The sequence below is a fragment of the Hydrogenophaga sp. genome (assembly GCF_011772445.1).
In the GTDB taxonomy this organism is placed as follows: Bacteria; Pseudomonadota; Gammaproteobacteria; order Burkholderiales; family Burkholderiaceae_C; genus Hydrogenophaga.
Genome location: NZ_WVZN01000019.1, coordinates 12,297 through 36,038, shown reverse-complemented (window position 1 = coordinate 36,038; position 23,742 = coordinate 12,297). Strand labels below are relative to the sequence as shown.

14 protein-coding genes are annotated in these 23,742 nt (G+C 71.1%); all 14 read left to right on the top strand.

The window, feature by feature from the left end:
- Positions 1–296 precede the first annotated feature (296 nt).
- Positions 297–1,976 carry a GspE/PulE family protein gene (locus GTO19_RS08255; protein WP_291023155.1) on the top strand — a complete coding sequence of 560 codons (1,680 nt, stop codon included), beginning with the start codon at positions 297–299 and terminating at the stop codon, positions 1,974–1,976.
- Positions 1,963–2,757, top strand: a complete 795-nt coding sequence (locus tag GTO19_RS08250; RefSeq protein ID WP_291023154.1) for a hypothetical protein — start codon at positions 1,963–1,965, stop codon at positions 2,755–2,757. The genes GTO19_RS08255 and GTO19_RS08250 overlap by 14 nt, the downstream gene beginning before the upstream one ends.
- A 14-nt stretch (positions 2,758–2,771) precedes the next feature.
- Positions 2,772–3,305: a hypothetical protein gene (locus GTO19_RS08245; protein ID WP_291023152.1), complete on the top strand. Its 534-nt coding sequence runs from the start codon at positions 2,772–2,774 to the stop codon at positions 3,303–3,305.
- Positions 3,302–3,871: a hypothetical protein gene (locus tag GTO19_RS08240; protein ID WP_291023150.1), complete on the top strand. Its 570-nt coding sequence runs from the start codon at positions 3,302–3,304 to the stop codon at positions 3,869–3,871. Before GTO19_RS08245 ends, GTO19_RS08240 begins: the two co-directional genes overlap by 4 nt.
- The gene (locus GTO19_RS08235; protein ID WP_291023148.1) at positions 3,868–4,410 is read left to right on the top strand and encodes a hypothetical protein; all 543 of its coding nucleotides are present in this window, start codon (positions 3,868–3,870) and stop codon (positions 4,408–4,410) included. The genes GTO19_RS08240 and GTO19_RS08235 overlap by 4 nt, the downstream gene beginning before the upstream one ends.
- A 20-nt stretch (positions 4,411–4,430) precedes the next feature.
- The gene (locus GTO19_RS08230) at positions 4,431–6,656 is read left to right on the top strand and encodes a secretin and TonB N-terminal domain-containing protein (protein ID WP_291023146.1); all 2,226 of its coding nucleotides are present in this window, start codon (positions 4,431–4,433) and stop codon (positions 6,654–6,656) included.
- Entirely contained in the window at positions 6,653–7,141 is a 489-nt protein-coding gene (locus GTO19_RS08225; protein ID WP_291023143.1) for a type II secretion system protein, read from the top strand. The genes GTO19_RS08230 and GTO19_RS08225 overlap by 4 nt, the downstream gene beginning before the upstream one ends.
- Entirely contained in the window at positions 7,141–7,518 is a 378-nt protein-coding gene (locus GTO19_RS08220; RefSeq protein WP_291023141.1) for a type II secretion system protein, read from the top strand. Before GTO19_RS08225 ends, GTO19_RS08220 begins: the two co-directional genes overlap by 1 nt.
- Positions 7,519–7,585: 67 nt before the next feature.
- Positions 7,586–8,065 carry a type II secretion system protein gene (locus GTO19_RS08215; RefSeq protein ID WP_291023138.1) on the top strand — a complete coding sequence of 160 codons (480 nt, stop codon included), beginning with the start codon at positions 7,586–7,588 and terminating at the stop codon, positions 8,063–8,065.
- Positions 8,062–8,865 carry an XrtB/PEP-CTERM-associated transcriptional regulator EpsA gene (epsA, locus tag GTO19_RS08210; RefSeq protein ID WP_291023135.1) on the top strand — a complete coding sequence of 268 codons (804 nt, stop codon included), beginning with the start codon at positions 8,062–8,064 and terminating at the stop codon, positions 8,863–8,865. The genes GTO19_RS08215 and epsA overlap by 4 nt, the downstream gene beginning before the upstream one ends.
- Positions 8,866–9,055: 190 nt before the next feature.
- Positions 9,056–9,850: a PEP-CTERM sorting domain-containing protein gene (locus tag GTO19_RS08205; protein ID WP_291023132.1), complete on the top strand. Its 795-nt coding sequence runs from the start codon at positions 9,056–9,058 to the stop codon at positions 9,848–9,850.
- 96 nt (positions 9,851–9,946) lie between these two features.
- Entirely contained in the window at positions 9,947–11,455 is a 1,509-nt protein-coding gene (locus tag GTO19_RS08200; RefSeq protein ID WP_291023129.1) for a hypothetical protein, read from the top strand.
- A gap of 119 nt (positions 11,456–11,574) precedes the next feature.
- Positions 11,575–13,146 (top strand): ShlB/FhaC/HecB family hemolysin secretion/activation protein, encoded by a 1,572-nt coding sequence (locus tag GTO19_RS08195; protein WP_291023127.1) that lies wholly within the window; start codon positions 11,575–11,577, stop codon positions 13,144–13,146.
- Positions 13,147–13,162: 16 nt separating this feature from the next.
- The gene (locus GTO19_RS08190) at positions 13,163–23,314 is read left to right on the top strand and encodes a filamentous haemagglutinin family protein (RefSeq protein WP_291023125.1); all 10,152 of its coding nucleotides are present in this window, start codon (positions 13,163–13,165) and stop codon (positions 23,312–23,314) included.
- The last annotated feature ends 428 nt before the right edge of the window (positions 23,315–23,742 follow it).

Here is a 23,742-nt window from a genome sequence, read left to right as displayed (position 1 = left end):
CGTGATCGAGGCGCCGCGGTGCCCTGTTCCGCGAATGTCCCCCGCCAAGGGCTGCGCCCTTGGCTCCTCCTTTATTTCGCTACACAGGGCACCGCGTCCCCTCGATCCAGGAACACGTTGGAACTCCAGCGGATGGCGTGCCTGCACGCGGGCGGACCGAGGACGCTGGGTGGACGGCGTAGCGAAATAAAGGAGGAGGGCCGGCGCAGCCGGCCCGGGGGACATTCGCGGAGCCGTCCACCCAGTGGCCTCGGTCAACAAACCAAGCCGGCGAGAAACAGGAAGGCAAAAAACAAATGAACGCCCCCGCCGACCTGCAAGCCCTGATCGCCGCCTTCGAACCAGAAAACTTGCGGCGTGCCAAGAAGGAAGCAGCGCAGAAAAACCTGCCCCTATCGGCCGTCCTCGAAGCCCAGGGCGAACATGCCGACTCCATCTCGCAACGACTCGCCCGCACCGCCGGCCTGCCCTTCGCCGACCACCAGCGCCTCAACACCCTGCAACCCGCCTTCGATGCGCTGCCCTACGCCGAGGCCATGCAGCACGAGTGCCTGTTCATGCGCAACGAGCAAGGCCAAGGCGTGCTCGTGGTGGCCGACCCCTTCGACAACGACCTGCTCTCCTGGGCGCAGGAGCGTGTGCGCCGGCCCATGGCGATCGTGGTTGCCTCGCGTGGTGACATCGAGGCCTATCTCGCGCGGCACGAAGAAGACCTGCGCGCCATGGACGGCCTGTCCACGATGACCGGTGAGGCCGATGAAGGCCATCGCGTCGAAGACATTTCGCTGCGCAGCATCAGCGAAGACACCAGCCCCGTGGTGCGCCTGGTCAACTCCACCCTGTATGACGCGCTCAAGGCCGGCGCCAGCGACATCCACCTGGAGACCGGCCCGGCCGGCATCGCCATCAAGTACCGCATCGACGGCGTGCTGGCCACCGTGGGATCGATTGCCGGCAGCGACACCGCCGACCAGGTGATCTCGCGCATCAAGGTGATGGCCGAACTCGACATCGCCGAGCGCCGCGTGCCGCAGGACGGGCGCTTCAAGGTTGCCGCGCGCGGCCGCGCCATCGACATCCGCGTCTCCATCATGCCCAGCATCCACGGCGAAGACGCCGTGCTGCGCGTGCTCGACAAGGAACGCCTCGCCGGCGACATGAGCGGCCTGCGCCTGGACGTGCTGGGCTTCGACGCCGCCACCATGGCCGTGCTGCGCCGCCTGTGCAACGAGCCCTACGGCATGGTGCTCGTCACCGGCCCCACCGGCAGCGGCAAGACCACCACGCTGTACGGCGCGATCAACGAGATCCACCACGGCCACGACAAGATCGTCACCATCGAGGACCCGGTGGAATACCAGTTGCCGGGCGTGCTGCAGATCCCGGTGAACGAGAAGAAGGGCCTCACCTTCGCGCGCGGCCTGCGCTCCATCCTGCGGCACGACCCGGACAAGATCATGGTGGGCGAGATCCGCGACGCCGAGACCGCGCAGATCGCCGTGCAGGCCGCGCTCACCGGCCACCTGGTGCTCACCACCGTGCACGCCAACAACGTGTTCGACGTGCTGGGCCGCTTCACGCACATGGGGCTGGACCCGTACAGCCTGATGGCCGCGCTCAACGGCATCGTGGCCCAGCGCCTGGTGCGCGTGTTGTGCAACGACTGCGCGGAAGAAGAGACGCCGGATGCCGACACCCTGGCGGCCCTGGGCGCGAAGGAGGGCGAGTCCCTGCGCCTGCGCGCCGCGCGCGGTTGCGCGAGCTGCCGGGGCACGGGCTACAAGGGCCGCAAGGCCGTGGCCGAGCTGCTGGTGCTCGACGACGAACTGCGCGAGGCCATCGTGCAGCGCGAGCCGGTGCGCCGCGTGAAGGAACTGGCCTTCGCCAAGGGCACGCGCGAGCTGCGCGACGCCGCGCTGGACCTGGTGCGCCGGGGCGAGACCACCTGGCAGGAGATCCAGCGTGTGGTCCGCTGAATCGCGCCACCTGTGCGTGGCGCTGCTGGAGGATCGCCTGGTGTGCTCGCTCGGCGGCGCGGCCGCGCGCGAGACCGGGATCGACGCGCCGGCCAAGGACGAGCCCGCGTGGCGGCCCGCCGTGGCGGCGCTGGTGCAGCAGTTGGCGCAGCAGCCAGGCCAGGTGGGCCGCGTGTCGGTGGTGCTCGGCGCCGCGTTCGTGCGCTGGCAGCTCGTGGACTGGCCGGCGCAGGCGGGCTCCGACACCGAGTTGCAGGCCTTTCTGCGCTTGCGGTTTCGTGGCGTGTACGGCGCGGCCAGCGCGGCCTGGCGCCTGGCGCATGCGGTGGTGAGCCCCGGGCAGGCGCTGCCCGCGTGCGCGGTGGACGAGGCCTTGCCGGCGGCGCTGGCGCAGGCGGCGAAGGGCGCGAACGCGCGGCTCGTCTCGGTGCGGCCCTATGTGTCGTCGGCACTGGACCACTGGCGCGGCCAGTGGCGCGGCCAGGCGGCATGGGTCGCCGTGGTCGAGCCGGGTCACCTCACCCTGGCCCTGCTCGACGCGCGCGGCCACTGGCTGGGCCTGGGTTCGGTGCGCTGCGCCGAGGGGACCGCGTGGCGCGAGGCCCTGGCGGGATTGCAATCGCGGCTCGCGCTGCAGTCCCCGACGCCCGTGCCCCGCGAGGCGCCGCTGTTCGTGGCCGGCCCGGGCGCGGACGCGTCCGGTGCACCGGGTGGGCGCGCGCTCGTACCCACCGGGGCGGTGGCGCCGCAGGGGCTTGCGCGCCTGTTCCTGGGCATCTGATCCCCATTGAAAACATGAAGCCGCTTCTGATCGACTTCGCGCGTGCGCGCCCGTCCACCTCGCCGTGGGGCTGGCTGGTGCTGGCCCTGGGCGCGGTGGGGCTGGCGCTGGCGATGGGCGACTACCTTGGCGCGCAGGCGCAGTGGCAACAGGCGCGCGAGGCGCATGAGCGACTCGCGGCGCCGGCGGGTGCTGCGAGCACAGGCGCGCGCGCATCGGTGGCTCCAAGCTCGCCGGAGGTGAGCCGCGCCGCCGCACGCGCGCGGCTCGCGCTCGATCAGCCTTGGGGCCGGCTGCTGGCGGAGCTCGAATCGCGCGCCGAATCGCCGGTGGCGCTGCTCACGGTGGAGGCACCGGGGCGCGCCGCGCCGATGCGCCTGATCGCCGAGGCCCGCGAAATGAACCACGCCGTGGCCTATGTCGAGTCGCTGCGCGGCTCGCCGCTGGTGAGCACGGCCACGCTGGCCAGTCACGAGCGGCGCGAGGCCGATGGTGTGCCCGTGGTCCGCTTCACCGTCGAGATCGTGTGGGGAGGGGCCAGGCCGTGAAGCCCGCCGTGAACGACTGGTGGACCCACCCCCGCACGCGCGCCTGGCGCTACCGCCTCAGCCGCCTGGGCTGGCCCCTGTGGGCCGGCCTGGCCGCCACGCTCGCGGCCGTGGCCGCGGGGCCCCTGGTGATCGATCCCCTGCGCGAACAAGCGGCCGCGTGGGAGGCCCAGGCGCAGCAGGCGCGGCGCGAGCGCGCGAGGCGCCCGCCCGACGCCGCCGACACGGCGCAGCGCCAGGCACAAGATTTCGTGGCCACGCTCCCCACGGGCGACGCGGCGCTGGCCGCGGTGCAGGACCTGCACCGCCTGGCGCAGCAGCACGGTGTGGTGCTGGCCTCGGGCGAGTACCGGCTGATCGACGAGGCCTCGGGCCGCTGGCAGCGCTACCAGATCACCTTGCCCGCGCAGGCCGGCGACATGTCGCTGCGCCTGTGGATGGCCGAGGCCCTGAACCGCTGGCCCACCCTGTCCCTGGACGACTGGAGCGCCACGCGCGACCAGGCCGGGCAGGAGCTGGTGCAAGCGCGCGTGCGCTGGTCGTTCTACCTGCGGGCGCCTTCATGAAACCTTCCTCCCTCGTCCTGTGGGCGGCGCTGGCCGCCACGCTCGCGGCCACCTGGTACGCGGCGGGCATCGAATCGCCCGCACCGTCGGACGAGACAGTCGGCGTGCCCGAGCGGGCGGCGCGCCCGCTGCCCACGGGCGTGGTGCCGGCACCCGTGATCACCGGCGAAGCGGTGGCCGTGGCCGCGCCCGCCGCGGCCACCACGTCGCAGGGCGAGCGCATGGCACCACCGCGTGAACCGCTGATGGCGCCGCGCGGCTGGCTGCCGCCCGCGCCGCCGCCGCCCGCCGCCGTGGCCGCGCCCCCACCCACGGCGCCGCCGTTGCCTTACCGCTACCTTGGCCGACTGGAAGGCGGCGAGGGCGGCACCACCATTTTTCTCGCCGAAGCCAGCAACCCCGGCGCCCGCCCGCTCGCGGTGCGCGCGGGCGAGCGCTTCGCCCAGTACCAGGTCGATGGCATCAGCGCGCGCGGCATGACGCTGACCTACCTGCCCCTCAACCAGAAGCAGCAGTTGCTGTTCGGAAACACCCCGTGAATGCCGTGTCGAATGCTCTGTTGACCCCCCCGTCGAACGCGACCTTGCCGCGCGCCTGGTCCCCGGTCGCCGTGCTGTTGTTCGTGCTCGCGGGCTGCGCCGCGAACCCCGCCATCGAGGAAAGCGAGGCGCTGCTCGCCTCGGGCCGGCTGGACGAGAGCGTGCTGCGCCTGGAAAGCGCGATGCGCGAGTCCGGCAACGACCGCGAACTGCGCGCGACCTACTACCGCCAGCGCGACCTCGTGTCCGCGCAACTGGTGGCGCAGGCCGAGACCGAGCGCCTCAACGGGCGCCTCGCCGAAGCGCGCGCGCTGTTCGAGCGCGCCCAGCGCATCGACCCCAACAGCCCGCGCGTGCGCGACGGCCTGATCGCGCTCGACAACGAGGCCCGCGTGGCCAGTGGCCTGGCCGAGGCGCGCGCCCTGATCGGCAAGCAGAACGACGCGGCCGAGCGCCAGTTGCGCGAGGTGCTGCGCATGGCCCCCAGCCACGCCGAGGCGCGCCGCCTGCTCGATCGCCTGCGCGCCGAGGCGCCGCCACCCAGGCTGCCGCCCACCGCGCTGACCGAGGCCTTGAGCAAGCCCATCACGCTCGACTTCCGCGACGTGCAGATCAAGGCCGTGTTCGACCTCATCGCGCGCACCACGGGCCTGAACTTCGTCTTCGACAAGGACGTGCGCGCCGACACGCGCGTCACGCTCTTCGTGCGCGACACCAGCGTGGAGGAGGTGGTCCGCCTCGTGCTCACCACCAACCAGCTCGAGCGCAAGCTGCTCAACCCGAACACGCTGATGATCTACCCGGACACGCCGGTGAAGAAGCGCGAATACCAGGAGCTCGTCACGCGCAGCTTCTTCCTGGCCAATGCCGACGTGAAGCAGGCGCAGACGCTGATCCGCACCCTGGTGAAGACGCGCGACATCTTCATCGACGAGAAGCTCAACCTGGTGATGGTGAAGGACACGCCCGACGCCGTGCGCCTGGCCGAGCGGCTGATCGAGTCGCTCGACATGGCCGAGCCGGAGGTGATGCTGGACGTCGAGGTGCTGGAGGTCACGCGCAACCGGCTGCTGGAGCTGGGCCTGCGCTTCCCCGACCAGATCAGCTACGGCCGGCTCACGCCCGACCTCAGCACCACCATCGTCAACGAGGGCGTCACGCAAAGCAACGTCACGCCCGGCGGCAAGCTGGCCGAAGGTTTCGTGGACCTGCGCAACCGCACGGGTCTCACCTCCTTCGTGGCCAACCCGGCGGTGGTGCTCAACCTGCGCAGCGAGGCAGGCAGCGGCAACACCCTGGCCAACCCGCGCATCCGCGTGAAGAACCGCGAGAAGGCCAAGATCCACATCGGCGACAAGCTGCCGGTGTTCACCACCACCTCCACCGCGAACGTGGGCGTGTCGTCCTCGGTGTCCTACCTCGACGTGGGCCTCAAGCTCGACGTGGAGCCCAACGTCTACCTGGACAACGAGGTGGGCATCAAGGTGGCGCTGGAGGTGAGTTCGGTGGTGCGCGAGATCACCGGCCCGGCCAACGCGCTGGCCTACCAGATCGGCACGCGCAGCGCGGGCACGGTGCTGCGCCTGCGCGACGGCGAGACCCAGGTGCTCGCCGGCCTCATCAGCGACGAGGAACGCAGCGCCGCCAACCGCCTGCCGGGCCTGGGCGACCTGCCCATGGTGGGTCGCCTGTTCTCCAGCACGCGGGACAACACGGGCAAGACCGAGATCGTGCTGCTCATCACCCCGCGCGTGGTGCGCAACGTGACGCGGCCCGAGAGCGCGGACGCCGCGATGCCGGCGGGCTCCGAGTCCAGCGTGGGCACGCTGCCGCTGCAGCTCAAGCGCACGCCGCCTCGCAACCTGTCGCTGTCGAGCTCGAGCGGCGCGCCCGCGCGGCCCATGCCGCCCGCGGCCGCGGCGGTCCGGCCGGCGCCGGTGGAGCCATCACCCACTGGTGAAGAGGCGCCAGCCAATGAAGGGGCCGGCGAGGGCCGGGAGCTGAGGGACGGACCGGTCGGCGCTCAGCCCCGTGCCGCGGGCCAGCCCGGCGCCGGTCAGGCCGGATCGGCTCAGCCCGCGGCCCCGGTCCAGCCGGGGCAGGGCGAGTCGGCGCCCGGCGAGGGTGGCGCGGCGCCGCCACCGCCCGCGGGCGAAACGGCTGCGCCTGCCGCGGCGCCGTCATCGATCACGCTCACGCCCGTGGCCCCGCTGCCGCCGGCCACGCCACCGGCCACATCGCAATGAACCCCCTGGCCCGCACACGCCAACGCGGCTTCACGCTCATCGAGCTGGTCGTGACGGTGGCCATCGTGGCGGTGCTGGCCAGCGTCGCGGTGCCGCTGGTGGAGGTGCAGGCCCAGCGCGCGCGCGAGGTGGAACTGCGCGGTGCGCTGCGCCAGATCCGCGAGGCGCTGGACGCCTACAAGGCCGCCTACAGCGAGGGCCGGATCCAGAACCGGGTGGGCGCCAGCGGCTACCCGCGCTCGCTCGACGAATTGGTCAACGGCGTGCCCGACGCGCGCAGCGCCGAGGGCGCCAAGCTCATCTTCCTGCGCCGCATCCCGCGCGATCCCTTTGCGGCCGAGGGCGATGCGCCCGCCGCGCAGACTTGGGGCCTGCGCGCCTACGGCAGCCCGCCCGACGCGCCCATGGCCGGCGAGGACGTGTTCGACGTGTACTCGCTCTCGCCGCGCCGCTCGCTGCGCGGCGAACCCTACCGGAACTGGTGATGAAGGCGCGCGGCTTCACGCTCATCGAACTGCTGGTGGTCATGGCCATCATCGCCACGCTGCTCACACTGGTGACGCCGCGCTACTTCGCGCAGGTGGACCGCGCGCGCGAGGCCGCGCTGCGGGAGACGCTGGCCGTCACGCGCCAGGCCATCGACCGCTTCCATGGCGACCACGACCGCTACCCGTCGAGCCTGGAGGAACTGGTGGAGAAGCGCTACCTGCGCAAGCTGCCGATGGACCCGATCAACGAACGCAGCGACACCTGGCAGATCCTGCCGCCGCCGGGCCGCGCCGATGGCGAGGCCGTGGCCGGTGGCGTGTGGGACCTGCGCAGCGGCGCCGACGCGGAGGGCAAGGCCTATGGCGAATGGTGAGCGCCCTCGGTGGCGTGCCGCGCTGAAGTCGCGGGCCAGGCGGCAGCGCGGTGTCGGCTACCTGCTCGTGCTGTTTGCGATCGCGGCCATCGGCATCGGCCTGGCCAGCACCGGCGAGGTGTGGTCGGCCAGCGCGCAGCGCGAGCGCGAGACGCAACTGCTCTTCGTGGGCCAGCAGTTCCGGCTGGCTTTCGCCTCGTACCGCGACCGCAGCCCGCCCGGCACGCCGACCGCGCCGACCACGCTGGCCGAGCTGCTGGAGGACCGGCGCTTTCCCACCCCGGTGCGCCACCTGCGCCGGCTCTGGCGCGACCCGATGACCGACAGCACCGACTGGGGCCTGGTCGTGGCGGCCGGGCGCATCGTGGGTGTGCACAGCCGCGACGAGCGCGAACCCCTGCGCACCGCCTTCGCCAGGCGCGACGCCGAGCTCGCGGGGCTCGGCTCGTACTCGCAATGGATTTTTCGGGCGGCCGATGCGGCGCCGCCCGCGGCCCCACCCGCCAACAACACCAACACGCCGACCACACCCGGAGGACCTTCATGAACAGCAGCCCGACCCCGTTCTTCCGCCTCAAGACGAGCGACCTCGAGCACCTGCTCATCACCATCGAAAAATCGCTGGAGGTGCAGACGCGAACGCAGTTCTACCTCTGGGCGCAGGGTGCGCTGCAGGGCTTCGTGCCGCACGAAGCCCTGTGGTGCGCCTGGGGCGACGTGGACGCGATGCGACTGAAGGTGCAGATGTTCGCGCGCGGCGTCATCAACCCCCGCGTGGAAAGCCAGATGACCAACCCCACCGACGGCGTGCTGCCGCGCATGGTGGACGACTGGCTGCGCGGCGGGCGCGCGCCGCGCCTGCTCAGCAGCGAGGGCGGCGAGCAGACCGGCCGGCGCCAGCTCATCGGCGATCTCAAGCGCTGCGGCTTCGACCACGTGGCCGCGCACGGCGTGCGCGAGGTGCAGGGCGAGTACGGCAGCTTCTTCGTCTTCGCCGGCCTGGAGCGCCTGCCCGACCAGCGCACCGCCTACCTGCTGGAGCTGCTGATGCCGCACATGCACCTGGCGCTGCACCGCATGCGCCAGCGCGAGGCCGATGAAGCCTCCACCGACATGGCGCCGGTCACCATCCTGTCCAAGCGCGAGATCCAGGTGCTGCACTGGGTGCGCAACGGCAAGACCAACTTCGAGATCAGCCAGATCCTGGGCATCAGCCCGCCCACGGTGAAGAACCACGTGCAGAAGATCATGCGCAAGCTCAACGTCAACAACCGCGCCCAGGCGGTGGGCAAGAGCGCCACGCTGCGGCTGGTGACGCACACCGACCTGCAAGAGGTCGCACGCTGATCGATCACCTGTCATCAATCACCATCTGAAAGAACTATTGGCGCCGCGGAACAAGCGCGGCGCGTCGCAACCTTCGGTTCCTAAAGTCCTCCTCGTTCAACGAAGAAGCCTGCACGACACACAGCGGGTTTTGAGTTGGCACCGGCAAGAAGTTCCCTCCACTTCCAACCCTCAGGACAGGACCCGACACATGAAACTGAAACTGATTGCGGCCGCGGCCGCCCTGGCGCTTTCCGGCGCTGCCAACGCAGCCATCGACGTCGGCACCGACGGTGCTGGCGATTTCTTCCTCACGATGTGGGACGGCTCGAATTCCTACACCATCGACCTGAACCTGCAACAGAACACGCTGAACACCGACCTGGCCAACCCCGCCGGCTACAGCTTCAGCCTGAACCTCACGTCTGACGCCCTGTTCAACAGCTTCATCGCCGGCGCCAACCTGGGCAGCCTGTCGTGGAACCTGACGGCCGTCGAGACGCAGGGCGCCGACACGGTGACCCAGACGTACTCGGTGCTGCCGCCCACCGGCATCTCCAACGACAACGGCCGCACCATGGCCGCGGGCGTCGGCGCCTTCGCCGGCCTGGTCAACAACGGCATGACCGCCCAAGGCAGCGCCAACTCGGCCGTCTTCGCGGCCAACACCCCCGGCTACGCCAACAACCCGCTGGGCCAGAACCCCTTCGGTCCCAACAACGGCGGCCTGCTGAACTTCAACAACAGCGGTTCGCTGGCGAACAACAGCTTCGAGTCGGGCCTGGGCCTCGTGAGCATGGCCTTCCTGGCCACCGGCACCGCCAACTCGATCTACTCGCCCCTGTCTGGCGCCCTGAGCCCGGTGCGCGTGTACATCGGCCCCGACTACACCCTGCACATCGCCGCGGTCGCCGCCGTGCCCGAGCCCGAGACCTACGCCATGCTGCTCGCCGGCCTGGGCCTGATGGGTGCCATCGCCCGCCGCCGCCGCCAGCAGCAGGGCTGAGTCCCTCCCTCTTCGTTTCCTGCTGAAGGCCACGACGCCGGGCCTTCAGCGGGGAGCGTTCGCCTCCGCATTTTTCCCCTACCCCTGGAGATTCCGATGAAACTCAAGCACCTGAGCCTTGCCTGCGCCGTGGCCTGCGCCGCCGTTTCCGCCCAGGCCGTCGGCCTGAACGACCCCGCCAACGCCGCCGCCAAGGCCATCGTGGACGATGCCGTGGCCAACGGCCGCGTGATGTACATCTCCGGCGCCTCCGCCGTGCAAGGCGGCCTGGGCCAGATCGCCAGCTCGCTGTTCACCGGCACCAACTACTTCTTCATTCCGTCCGCCGCCACCGGCCGCAGCAACAGCGACTACCGCGCTTACGCCGGCAAGCTCACCAACGCCGCCGGCACCTGGGCCGCCGGCACCAACGTGATCATCGTCAACCGCGCCCGTGGCGGCTCGGTCTGGGGCGTGAACCCCGTGGCCCGCGCCGAGGTCATCGAGACCCTGGCCGTGACTTCCGCTTCCTGCTCGGGCGGCTCCGGCACCGCCGCCGCGCCCTTCACCTGCGACACCCTGACCACGCAAAAGCCTGACGCCGGCGTGTCCGACGTGGCTCCCTTCCTGTTCGATGGCGCCTTCAACACCGAAGGCGAACCCGCCGAGCCCGCGCTGAGCCCGTCCGAGCTGGCCACGCTGACCGCTTCGCCGCTGTACGCCCTGGCCTTCGGCCTGCCCGTGACCAGGAACGTGCCCGCCACGGTGTCGTTCAACAAGGCCAAGGTCGCCGCGATCATGACCGGCAACGTCGGCACCTGGAACCAGATCGACGCTTCGCTGCCTGCCGACGACATCCTGGTCTGCCGCCGCGTGAACGGCTCGGGCACCCAGGCCGTGGCCAACATGTACTACGGCAACTACCCCTGCGACACGGGCACCCGCCTGAACGTGCCGGCCGACCGCGAAGCCGGTGCCGCCTGGGACTTCGTGAACAAGTTCGTCGTCGAAGGGGACACGGGCGCCCTGAACGTGGTCGAGAACTCGTCCTCGGGCAACGTGCGCACCTGCCTGGACACCGCCGCCGTGTCCGCCGGCAAGCCGTTCAACGCCGCCGCCAACCCGGCCACGGAAGTGGGCTACACCGCCTACAACACGGCCGACCGCGCTGGCAACACCGTGCGCGTGCTGTTCCGTGACGGCCGCCCGCACAAGGCCGTGGGCGTTCTGTCGATGGACAGCCTGAGCAGCTCGACCACCACCAGCAACTGGAGCTTCCGCTCGCTGGACGGCGCTGGCGAGATCACCTGGACCGGCGCCATCGCCACCCCGCCCGTGGTGAGCGGCACCGGCAAGCACCCCACGCTGGCCAACCTGATCGACGGTACCTGGGACATGCAGGGTTGGATCTCCTTCAACCTGCCCAGCTCCACCACCGGCAACAAGGCCGCGCTGGCAGCGAACTTCATCGCCGCCGCCCGTTCGCCCGCCGTGCTGAACGCCCAATCCGGCCTGCGCTGGGTGGCCGCCGCCATCAACGGCACGCCCGACCCGACCAGCACCGGCCAGGTGCAACGCGTGGCGTACGTCGGCAACGACCAGTGCGCACCGCTGAACCTGAAGTGATCGCTGTTTCCCGCCGGCCGCGAGGCTGACGGGTGTTCAAGGGCAAAACGCGGGCGACCGCGTTTTGCCTGTTTTTGTTTCGCAGTGTTGTGTTGACCCATCCGGTGACGAGAACAACGATGACGAGGAACAGCAAACACCGGTGGCTGGCCTGGGCCCTGGGATTGGCCGCGCTCTGCGGCATGGCGCGCGCGCAGGACGCGCGCTTCGACGTGCTCGAATTCCGTGTCGAAGGCGCCACCCTGCTGCCCGCGCAGACCATCGAGCGCGCGGTGTACGCCCACATGGGCGAGCAGAAAACCCTGGCCGACGTGGAGCAGGCGCGCGAGGCACTGGAGAAGGCCTACCACGGCGCCGGCTACCTCACGGTGCTGGTGAGCATTCCGCAGCAGCGCGTGGACGACGGCGTGGTGCGCCTGCAGGTGACCGAAGCGCCGGTGGACCGGCTGCGGATCACCGGATCGCGCTTCTACAGCCCCGAGGACATCAAGGCCGCCGCGCCGTCGCTGGCCGAAGGTGAGGTGCCCAACTTCCAGGACATGCAGGGCGAGCTCACCGCGCTCAACCGCAGCCCCGACCGGCGCATCACGCCGGTGCTGCGCCCGGGCAAGACGCCGGGCACCGTCGAGGTGGACCTCAAGGTGGAAGACCGCCTGCCTTTCCATGGCAGCCTCACGCTCGACGACCGGTACAGCGCTGACACATCCCGGACACGCGCCAGCGCGAGCCTGCGCTGGGACAACCTGTGGGGACGGCAGCACAGCATCGGCCTGACCGTGCAGACGGCGCCGCAGGAGCCCGACGAAAGCCAGGTGTTCTCGCTCAACTACACCTGGCCGCTCAGTGGAGGAGGCTTCCTGGCCGTGTACGGCATCCGCTCCGATTCGGACGTCTCGGCGGTGGGCACGCTCAACGTGCTGGGCCGCGGCACCATCGTGGGCGCGCGCTACATCCGCCCGCTGCCTGGCGGCGACAGCTTCTTTCACAGCGCCAGCTTCGGCATCGACCACAAGGACTTCGATCAGTCCGTCAACCTCATCGGCAGCGGCGGCTTCAACACGCCCATCGCCTACACGCCGTTCACCATCGGCTGGGACGGCACCTGGCTCGCCGAGCAGCGCACCACGCGCGCGGGCGTCTCATTCAATTTCCACACCAGTGGCCTGGGCGCCAGCGAGCAGGAATTCGCCGACAAGCGCTTCAAGGGCAAACCGTCCTATGCGTACCTGCGCGGCAACGCCTCGCAGGAGCGCAGCTTCGAGAACGGCTGGGGCCTGAACTGGCGCGGGAGCTGGCAGCTCTCGGGCGGCCCGCTGATCTCCAACGAGCAGTTCGCCATCGGTGGCGCGGACACGGTGCGCGGCTACCTCGAATCGGCCGCGCTGGGCGAGGAGGGCTACGCGCTGAGCCTGGAGGCCCTCACGCCGAGCCTGCACAGCCGCCTGGGTGCGGTGGCCGAGGCCTTCAACGAATTGCGCGCGCTCGCCTTCGTCGATGCGGGCCATGTGCGTGTGATCGACCCGATCACCGAGACCAGCAAGTACAGCCTGTCCAGCGTGGGCCTGGGCCTGCGCGCCAAGGGCAGCAACGGCTTGCAGGCCGCGCTGTGGTGGGCCTACCCGCTCAAGGCCCTGGGCAACACCGCGCGCGGCGACCACCGATTGCATTTCAGCCTCGCCTACGAGTGGTGAGCAGGAGAACCCGACCATGAACCGCCAACGCTATCGAATCGTCTTCAGCCGGCACCTCGGCGCGCTCGTGGCCGTGGCCGAGTGCGCGCGGGCGCAAGGCAAGGCCGCCAGCGGCGCGCGCGGCGCGGTGGCGCTGGCAAGTGCGCTGTTGTTCGCCGCACCGGGCTGGACGCAGAACCTGCCAGTGCCCGGCGCCGGTGGGGGCATCCCCAACTTCGTGACGGCAGGGCAGGCGGCCTACCAGGTCACGGGCCACCAGGCCTTCGTGAACCAGGTGGGCAACAAGGCCATCCTCAACTGGCAGAGCTTCAACGTGGGCGCGGGCCACGGCGTGCAGTTCCGCCAGGTGCAGGACCTGAACACCAACCAGCTGGTGCAGGGCGCCAGCTTCACCACGCTCAACCGCATCTGGGACATCAACCCCAGCGTGATCGCGGGCGCCATCTCGCAGGCAGACGGTCAGAAGGCCAACATCATCCTGGTCAACACCAACGGCATCGCCTTCCTGGGCGGTTCCCAGGTGAACCTCAACAGCTTCACCGCGAGCACGCTCAACATCGCGGACAAGTACATCATCAATGGTCTTCTGGGCGATCTCAACGCGCCGCAGTTCGAGCGCGGACTGGACGGCGGCGAGGGGCGCGGTGCGATCCAGGTGATGGAGGGCGCGAAGATCAGCGCCACCAGCCAGGGCCGCGTCATGCTGATCGCTCCGCGGGTGGAGAACCGCGGCAGCATCAGCGCGCCCGACGGCCAGGTGATTCTGGCGGCCGGCTCGCGCGTCTTCCTGCGTGCCGACGACAGCGCCGACCTGAACCTGCGCGGCCTGCTGGTGGAAGTGGACAGCCCGGCCGGCGGTGGCAGCGTGGCCAGCAACTTCGGCCAGCTCACGGCCGAGCGCGGCAACGTGACCATGGTGGGCTACGCGGTCAACCAGATGGGCCGCGCCACGGCCACCAGCTCGGTGCTGGCGAACGGTTCGGTCTACCTGATGGCCAAGGACACCAGTGTCTCCGTCGGCGGGTCGCGTTCGTCCAGCCGTGGCGGCGAGGTGGTGCTGGGCGCCGGCAGCGTGACCGAGGTGCTGCCCGACCTGAGCGACAAGACCACCGTGCAGGATGGCGACAGCGGCACGGGCCTGGCCGAGAAGTCGCAGGTGCGGGTGCTGGGACAGAAAATCCACATGGAGTCAGGCGCCGCCATCGTCGCGAACGCCGGCGACGTGGCATTCACGGCCGTGGACAACCCCACGACGCTGGTTTCCGGCGGTTCGCTCAACGGCGCGGGCAGCGCGCCCTCGACTCAGGCCAGCATCCACATCGCCCAGGGCGCGCGCATCGACGTGTCGGGCTTGCGTGACGTGGAGGTCTCGGCCGCGCGCAACACGGTGGAGGTGGAACTGCGCGGCGACGAGTTGAAGGATTCTCCGGTCAACCAGAACGGCCCGCTGCGCGGACAAAAGGCCTGGGTGGATATCGAGCAGGCCCTGGCCAATGCGGACGCGGGGAAGGACACGCTGATCGCACGCGACAGCCTGCTGGCTTACCGCGCGCGCCTGGAGCGCGGCATCGCCGAGCGCTCCACGCAGGCCGGCACCATCAGCCTGCGCTCCGAAGGCCAGACCATCGTCGAGCAGGGCGCCAGCTTCGACCTCTCGGGCGGCAGCGTGAAGTACACGCAGGACGTCGCCAAGACCACGGTGCTCTCCAGCCGGGGCAAGCTCACCGACCTGGCGGACGCCAGCGCCAGCACGCGCTATGACGCGATCGTGAGCCGCTATGTCGTGAACTACGACAAATGGAACGAGCAGGAGGTGATCGAACTGCCCAGCGCCCAGCGCGTGGTGCAGGGCTACACACAAGGCCAGGACGCCGGGCGCATGAACGTGCAGAGCATGGGCGCGGCGTATTTCAGCGGCAGCGTCGAGGGCCGCACCGTGGCCGGCGAACGCCAGCAGCTCTCCGGCCAACTGCCCCGCGGCGCCACGCTCACCTTCGGTACGGAGGGCGTGGGCGACGCCTTGAAGGACCACAAACTCAACCAGAACGTGGTGATCGCCAACGGTGGCCCGCTGCCGGGCCAGTTCGCGCGCCACGAGGAACTGGTCGATCCGCTCAAGGACACGCTCACGCTGGACGCCGCCCTGGTGGGCGAAGGCCGCGTGGCGCAGCTGGAGGTCTTCACGAACCAGGCCGCCGAGGTGCGTGACGCGCTGCGCACGCCGCAGGGCGGTGGGGTCACCATCGCCGGGCGCCAGGTGAACGTGAACGCCGACATCACCGCGCAAGGCGGGCATATCGACATCACTGCCCGCAACAACGCCAGGAACGTGGTGGCCGACACCACGCTGAGCGTGCGCGACGGCGTGGCGCTGCAGGTGCAGGGCGCCTGGGTGAACCAGCGCCGCGGCGTGCCCGGCGGCGCCGGTGTGGCGCCGGTCATCGACGGCGGTAGCGTGTCGCTGGTGGCGCAGGGCCAGGCCTCCGGCGGCCTGGTGTTCTCGCGCGGCACCGTGGCCTTGGGTGAGGGCGTGCGCATCGACGCCGACGGTGGCGGGCGCGTGGACCAGGGCGGCCAACTGCACGCGGGGCGTGGCGGTGACATCACCATTGGCGGCAACCATGTGCAGGGCCTGGACGGCGCCACGCTGCGGGCGCATGGCATCGAGGCGGGCGGTTCATTGGCGCTCACCAGCGAGCGCGTGCAGATCGGTGGCTCGGGGCAGGGCGATGGCCTGCTGGTGCTGGGGGCGGATGCCTTCCAGCGCGGTGGCTTCGCGCAGTACGACATCCGCGGCCTGCAACGCCTGGACGTGGTCGACGGCGCGCAGGTGGACGTGCGCGTGCAGCAGATCGATCCGGACACGGATGCGCTCACGCGGCCCTCGGGCAGCGCGTTGGCGTCCGTCGGCAGGCCGGTCACGCGCGATGCCTGGGAGCGGCCGGCGGCCTCGATCGCCTTGAGCGCCGGGGATTCGGGCGCGGGCACCGGCGAGCTGCGCATCGGTCAGGGCGCGCGGGTCGATGTGGACCCGGGGGGCCTTATCGAACTGGAGGCGCGCAACAGCATCGAGGTCGAGGGGGCGCTGGTGGCGCGCGGCGGCACCATCGACCTGACCCTGGACCGGAGCTCGGGGTTCTCCTCGGGCTCGCTCGAGACGAACACCCTCTGGTTGGGCGCCAACGCGCGCCTGGACGCCAGTGGCACGCCCCGCATCACCGCCGACGACAAGGGCCTCACGCAGGGTGAGGTGCTCGCGGGAGGCACGGTGAACCTGAACGCGCGCACAGGCTACCTGGTGGCCGAGCAGGGCGCGACGATCGACGTCTCGGGCAGCTCGCCAGTGCAGTACGCGTCGCGCGATTCGCGCGGCGTGAACGTGGAATCGGTGGCCAGCGGCGCGGGCCAGGTGAACCTGTTCGCCGAGGAGGGCCTGCTGTTCGACGCCACGCTGGCCGCGCGCGGCGGCGCACCCGACCGACAGGGCGGCGCCCTGTCGGTGACGCTGTCGAAGACCGCGCGCGTGGAGGGACAGAGCGGCTACGACAGCCTGGCCCGCACCATGGTCCTGTCCAACACGGTCGCGCCGCAGACGGCGGGCCTCGACTTCGGCGATTCCGTGCCGCTCACGGGCGAGGTGCGCGCCAGCATCGGCACCGACGCGCTGGAGGCCGCGGGCTTCGAGCAACTGCGCTTCTCCAGCCGCGACGGCATCGCGCTCGAGCAGGGCCTGGCACTGGGCGATGGCCGCGCGGTGCCGCTGCGCGAGATCCAGCTCGACGCCGCGCGCATCGAGACGCGCGGCGACGCCCACCTGATGGCCGACGCGGTGCGGCTGGGCAATTGGGACGCGAGCAACCGCGGCCGCGTGGGTACCGAAGGCAGCAGCGCGAACAACGGGGTGCTGCGCGCCGACGCGCGCCTGCTGGAACTGGCGGGCAACGTCCGCCTGCGCGGCATGCAGCGCAGCGAGCTCACCGGCAGCGAGCGCGTGCAACTGGCCGGCGTGACGCGCCTGGACGCCGCCGGTGCCTATGAACACAGCGCCACCATCGCCACGACCGGCGATCTCACCCTGCGCGGCGGTTCGGTCTCGCCCACCAGCTTTGCCGATGTGACGATCCAGGCCGCCGGCCGCGACGTGCGCGTCGAGAGCACCGGCGTGGCGGCGCCGGTGTGGTCGGCCGCCGGCAGCCTGCGCGTGGAGGCGCAGAACATCACGCAGGCCGGCCGCGTGATCGCGCCGCTGGGCAGCATCGACCTGGTGGCGCAGAACGAGCTCAGGCTCGAAGCGGGCAGCCTCACCTCGGTCGCGGCGGACGCGGGCCAGGTGCTGCCGCTGGGGCAGATCCAGAACGGCACGCAGTGGGTGGTCAACCTCAACCCGGCCGACGTGCCGGGCGGTCAGCTGGAACTGGACGCGCTGCCCGAGAAGGCGGTCAATCTGTCCGGCGGATCGGTGCAGGTGAAGGAGGGGGCGACGATCAACGTGGCCGGCGGCGGCGACGTGCAGGCCTATGAGTTCTCCGTCGGCCCGGGTGGCTCGCGCGACATTCTGGCTGCTGCGAACACCTACGCCATCGTGCCGGGTTACGCGGGCGGCTTCGCGCCGGGTGATCCGCAGGAAGGTTTGAACCGGGCCGTGGGCACCACGGTCTACCTGTCGGGCGTGCCCGGCCTGCCCGCGGGCACCTACACCCTGCTGCCCGCCCACTACGCGTTGCTGCCGGGCGCCCTGGCGGTTCGCCTGGGCGAGAGCGTGGCCGTGCGCCCCGAGGCCTTCACGCGCCAGGACGGCATCCAGGTCACCTCGGGCTACCTCACCGACAGCCGCGCGGGCGCCACGCGCGAAGGTGGCTGGCGCGCCATCGACGTGCTCACACAGGACCAGGTGCGCGCGCGCTCGGAGTTCACGCTCGCGCGCGCCTCCGGCTTCTTCGGCACCGATACGCTGCGGCCGCAGGACGCCGGGCGCCTGTCCATGCTCACGCAGGGCCAGCTCGAACTCGACGGCCGCCTGATCGGATCGCCGGCCGCCGGTGGACGGGGCGCGGCGGTGGACATCGCCGCGCCGAACCTGGTGATCGCCGGGGCCGACGCCACCGGCATCGATCCCACCGCCACGCGCCTGAACGTGGACGACCTCAATGCCCTGGGTGCCGAGAGCCTGCTGCTGGGCGCCACGCGCGAACGCGACGGCAACACCACCACGCTGACCGTGCACAGCGAGGACCTGAGGCTGGCCAATGGCGGCGCGTCCGCGCTGCGCGGGCCCGAGGTGATGCTGGCGGCGCGCGATACGCTCACGCTGGCCGAAGGCAGCGCGATCGACGCGCAGGGCGCCGATGGCGACGCGGGCCACTACGCCACCGCGGGCAACGGCGCCTTCGTGCGCGCCGCGTCGAGCGCGGCCACCTTCTCGCGCACCGGCTCACCGGACCGCAGCCAGGGCACGCTCAACGCCGACCACAGCGCGGTCGTGCAGGCGGCGCGTTCGATCAACCTCGACGCCACGCGCGACAACGCGTTTGCGGGCGACACGCGCTTCGCGCGCAAGGGCCAGGCGGTGGCCGGCGAGCTCGCGGTGGGCGCGGCGCGCGTGAACCTGGGCTCGCCCGTCGGTGCCGTGGAAGGCATCACGTTCTCGCAGGACGACTTCGACGACCTGTTGGGCCTGCGCAGCCTCACGCTGTCCAGCTACACCACCTTCGACGTCTATGGCAGCGTGGACGTGGGCGGTCGCGACGCGAACGGTGCGCCCACGCTGCAGCGCCTGAGCCTGCAGGGCGGTGGCATCGCAGGCGCGGGCGGCGCGGGCGATCAGGTGCGCCTGGCCGCGCGCGATCTGAGCCTGAGCAACCAGGCCGGCGCGGCCTACAACCCCGGCGCCGCGGCGGGCGCGGGCACGCTCACGCTGCAGGCGGACACGCTGACCCTGGGCGCTGGTGACAAGACCATGGGCGGCTTCTCGGGCGTGGCCATCGACGCCAACACCCTGAACGCCTCGGGCACGGGCACCACTCGCCTGGACACCGCCACGACGGTGACCACCGCGCGCCTGACCGGCGAGGCCGGTGCGAAGCAGACGCTCGAACTGGCTGCCGGCCTGGGCACGCTGGCGCTGAGCCACGGCGGCGCTGCCGCGCCCTCCGGTGCGGCCGGTGGGCTGGGCGCGGGCTGGACGCTGCGCGCCGACGCGATCGATTTCGACACGCGCGCACAACTGGCCAGCGGTTCGCTGGAGTTGCATGCGCGCACCGGCGACGTGCAACTGGGCGATCGCGCCGACGTGAACGTGGCCGGCCGCGAGCTGGCCTTCTTCGACGAGAAGCGGGGCACCTGGGGCGGCCAGGTCACGCTGCGCAGCGACAGCGGCAACGTGGCCCTGGACGCGGCATCCCGCGTGGATGTCTCGGGCGCGGCGGGCGCCGACGGCGGCACGCTGAACGTGTCCGCCGTGAACGGCACGGTGAGCCTGCCCGCCGGCACGCTGCGCGGCGAGACCCTGGCCGACGCGCAAGGCAAGACGGGCAAGGGGGCGGTGGCGCGTGTCGATGCCAACACCCTGGCCAATGCGGACGCGATCAACACCGCCCTGGGCAAGGGCTTCACGGGCGAACGCGCGCTGCGCGCGCGCACCGGCGACCTGAGCATCGGCGCCAACCAGACGGTGCGTGCCGAGCGCATCGCGCTGTCGGCCGACGCGGGGTCCATCGACATCCGCGGCACGCTGGACGCGAACGGCACGGACGGCGGGCACATCAGCGCCTACGCGGGACATTCGCTCACGCTGCACGACGGCGCGCGCCTGGACGCCTCGGCCACGCAGGCCGGCGGCGACGGCGGGCGCGTGGAACTCGGCGCGGGCAGCGGCGGCGCGTTGGACCTCGCGGCCGGCTCCAGGATCGACGTGCGCGCCGGCGCGGGTGGCGAGGCGGGCCGCGTGAACCTGCGCGCCATGCGCGCGGGCAACGACGTGGCCGTCACCGCACTGGACAGCACCATCCTGGGCGCGGGCACGGTCGATATCGAGGCCGTGCGCGTCTACGAGGGCATCAGCACGCTCAACGCCACGGGCGGCAGCAGCGGCAGCACCCTGAGCCTGACGACCATCAACGCCGACAACACGGCCTACGCCGCGAACCACGGCGCGATCAAGGCCCGCCTGGGTCTGGACGGCAACCCGGCGGTGCACATCGTCTCGGGCACCGAGGTGCGCTCCAGCGGCGACCTGACGGTGGCCAACGACTGGAACCTGGCCAGTGCCACGGCCGGCGATGAGCCAGGCGTGCTCACGCTGCGCGCGCAGGGCAACCTGCAGCTCAATGGCCACCTGTCAGACGGCTTCACCAACGCGGCGCCCATGACCGGCACCACGCCGTCCACGCTGCTGTCCGACACCGTGCGCGGCGGCCGTTCCTGGTCTTACCGCCTGGTGGCCGGGGCCGACGCCAGCGCGGCCGATCCCCTGTCGACGCGCGCGGGCGTGGGCGACGTGACGGTGGCGGCGGGCAAGGTGGTGCGCACCGGCACGGGCCACATCGACGTGGCGGCGGGCCGCGACATCAAGCTGGCCTCGGCCACCTCGGCGATCTACACCGCGGGCAGGCTCTCGCCCGCGCTCGATGGTTTCACCCCACCGATCACCTTGCAGCGCGCCTACTTCACCCAAGGCGGCGGCGATCTGTCCTTGCAGGCGGGGCGCGACATCACCGGCGTGGCCTCGTCGCAGCTCTACTCGGAGTGGCTGTTCCGCCAGGGCCGGCTGAACGCGGATGGCAGCGGCTACCTCACCGGCCAGCAGGGAACCCCGGCGTGGTGGGTGCGCTTCGATCAGTTCGCGCAGGGCGTGGGCGCGCTCGGCGGTGGCGACGTGTCCCTGCGCGCCGGGGGCAATGTGAACAACGTGTCCGCCAGCGCGCCCACGCAGGGTCGCATGGCGTCCGGCACGCCCGACGCGGCCGCGCTGGTGAAGACCGGCGGCGGCCATGTGACGGTGGAGGCCGGCGGCGACGTGCTGGGTGGCCACTACATGGCCGACGAGGGCTCTGTGCGCGTGGTCGCGGGTGGCGCGATCGACAGCGGCCAGACCGTGCTGACCGGCAAGGTCTATCCGGTGATCGCGCTGGGCAATGCATCGGCCGAGGTGCGCGCCACGGGCGATGTGAACCTGCACGGCGTGATCAACCCGCAGCTCGTGATCCAGTCCTATGGCGCCAACGACAACTTCAACGTGCGTTCCAACGCCCAGGGCGCGCAGCGGGAATCGGTCTTCTCCACTTATGGCAGCGACAGCGCCGTGCGCCTGAGCAGCCTCAACGGCGACACCGTGCTGCACGACCCCGCCGGCAGTTCGACCGACGGTGTCTCCGCCCTGTATCGGGCCTACTCGCTCTACGGCGATACGGTGCAGATCACCGACCGCGAGGCTTACCGCAACCTGCTGGGCTACCTGCCGCCGTCGATGAGCATGACCGCGTTCAATGGCGACGTGGTGCTGTCCAGGACTGCGGTGAGCAGCGAACGCACGATGATGCCCTCGACCACCGGGCAACTTGAGCTGATGGCGCAGGATTCGGTGCTCGTCAACGTGAACCTCGTCATGAGCGACAACGATCCCTCGCAGGTGGCCAGTGCGTGGCGGCCGACGAACCTGCCGGGGACGGTGCTGTCGCCCACCGTGGGCCAGCGCCATGCCAACACGCCCGTGCACACCGGCGACAGCAGCACGGCCAAGGTCTACGCGGTGCAGGGCGACGTGCGCGGCGTGTCGCAGTCCGAAGGACAGAACATTTCACTGGACCTGGCCAAGTCTGCCGAGGTGCGTGCGGGCCGCGACGTGGTCAACCTGAACCTGGCGGTGCAGCACGCCAACACCAGCGACCGCAGCGTGGTGGAGGCCGGCCGCGACATCCGCTACGCCGATGGCGGTCTTCGCTCCGATGCAGATGGCCTTCGCGTCGCCGGCCAGGGCCGCATGACCGTGGCCGCCGGCCGCAACATCAGTCTGGGCACCTCGGGCGGCATCCTGAGCCGCGGCGACCTGGACAACGCCAACCTGCCGGCCACCGGCGCGGATTTGGAGGTCATCGCCGGCCTGGGGCCCAAGGGCTTCGACGTGGACGGCGCGTTGGCCCGCTTGCAGCAGCGCCTGGCCTCTGGCTCGCCGAGCGAAACCGACCTGGCGCTGGCGCGCTGGCTGACGGGGGACGCTTCGCTGACGGGCGGCAACGCCGCCGCCGCCGTGGCGGACGTGGCCGGGCTGCCGCACGACCAGCGCCACGACCGCGTGCGCGAATTCGTGTTCACCGCGCTGCGCACCACCGGTCGAGACGCCAACGACGCCGGCAGCGGCTTCGCCGGCGACTTCGAGCGCGGCTACGCCGCGCTCGAGCTGGTGTTCCCCGGCATCGGCACCGACGGCACCTACCAGGGCGATCTGAACCTGTTCGCCAGCCGCATCAAGACCGAGCGCGGCGGCGGCATCGACGTCATGGTGCCGGGCGGCGGCATCGTGGTGGGCCTGGCCAACACGCCGGCCAATCTCGTCAACGTGGGCAACAACGTGCTGGGCATCGTCGCCGCGGCCGAGGGCGATGTGCGGGCCATGGCGCGCGAGGACGTGCTGGTGAACCAGTCGCGCGTGCTCACCGTGGGCGGTGGCGACGTGCTGCTGTGGTCGAGCGAGGGCGACATCGACGCGGGTCGGGGCGCGAAGACGGCTTCGGCCGTGCCGCCGCCGATCGTCAAGGTCGATCCGGGCACGGGGACGGTGACGCAGGAGCTGGTGGGCGCCGCCTCGGGCTCGGGCATCGGGGCGCTCGAGAGCCCCGGAGTCGAGGCCGGCGACGTCGACCTGATCGCGCCCAAGGGCACGGTGAACGCGGGCGACGCGGGCATCCGCGCGCGCAACCTCAACATCGCCGCCCAGGTGGTGCTGGGGGCCGACAACATCTCGGTGAGCGGCACCAGCACCGGCACGCCGGTGGCCGACACGAGCGCTGTCACGGCGGACTCGTCCGGCGCCACCAGTGGCGGCAACGACGCCTCCAGCGTCGTCGAGTCCCTCAACCAGGCCGCCGCCGAGTCCGCCAGGGCCGCGCAGGAGCTCGCCAGTTCGCTGCGGCCTTCCGTGGTCCGCGTCGAGGTGTTGGGGTTTGGCGAGTGAACGGACGCTTGCCATCGGGTGGCGCTTCGCAAGTTTCGCGCGAGGCACCTCGCGGGCTCGCGGCCGCTGGGTGCCTTGTTCCGCGAATGTCCCCCGGACGGCTGCGCCGTCCTCCTCCTTTATTTCGCTACACAAGGCACCCAGCGTCCGCAAGCCGAAGAAGCGGTGGCGCGCCAACAGACGTGTGCCAACGAGGTCGGGGGTGCTCGGGTGTCCGGCGTAGCGACATTAAGGAGGAGGAGTGGAGCGCGTCAGCGATCCGCTCCGGGGGACAGTCGCGGAGCCGGACACCCGAGCGCCGCCGACCGGAGCCACGCGAATAGGAAGCCCCCATCTGAATAGTCCGATCGGGTGATGCCTCCGTTCTGACACAAGCCCGCCGCCATCCCTTCGTACCTTCTTCGCTTTCCCGCCGCACGGCGGTTCTG

Bases quoted from the DNA above. Each gene is read 5' to 3' on its own strand.
- GTO19_RS08255 (WP_291023155.1), top strand. From the start codon at position 297: ATGAACGCCCCCGCCGACCTGCAAGCCCTGATCGCCGCCTTCGAACCA.
- GTO19_RS08245 (WP_291023152.1), top strand. From the start codon at position 2,772: ATGAAGCCGCTTCTGATCGACTTCGCGCGTGCGCGCCCGTCCACCTCG.
- GTO19_RS08235 (WP_291023148.1), top strand. From the start codon at position 3,868: ATGAAACCTTCCTCCCTCGTCCTGTGGGCGGCGCTGGCCGCCACGCTC.
- GTO19_RS08225 (WP_291023143.1), top strand. From the start codon at position 6,653: ATGAACCCCCTGGCCCGCACACGCCAACGCGGCTTCACGCTCATCGAG.
- GTO19_RS08220 (WP_291023141.1), top strand. From the start codon at position 7,141: ATGAAGGCGCGCGGCTTCACGCTCATCGAACTGCTGGTGGTCATGGCC.
- epsA (WP_291023135.1), top strand. From the start codon at position 8,062: ATGAACAGCAGCCCGACCCCGTTCTTCCGCCTCAAGACGAGCGACCTC.
- GTO19_RS08205 (WP_291023132.1), top strand. From the start codon at position 9,056: ATGAAACTGAAACTGATTGCGGCCGCGGCCGCCCTGGCGCTTTCCGGC.
- GTO19_RS08200 (WP_291023129.1), top strand. From the start codon at position 9,947: ATGAAACTCAAGCACCTGAGCCTTGCCTGCGCCGTGGCCTGCGCCGCC.
- GTO19_RS08195 (WP_291023127.1), top strand. From the start codon at position 11,575: ATGACGAGGAACAGCAAACACCGGTGGCTGGCCTGGGCCCTGGGATTG.
- GTO19_RS08190 (WP_291023125.1), top strand. From the start codon at position 13,163: ATGAACCGCCAACGCTATCGAATCGTCTTCAGCCGGCACCTCGGCGCG.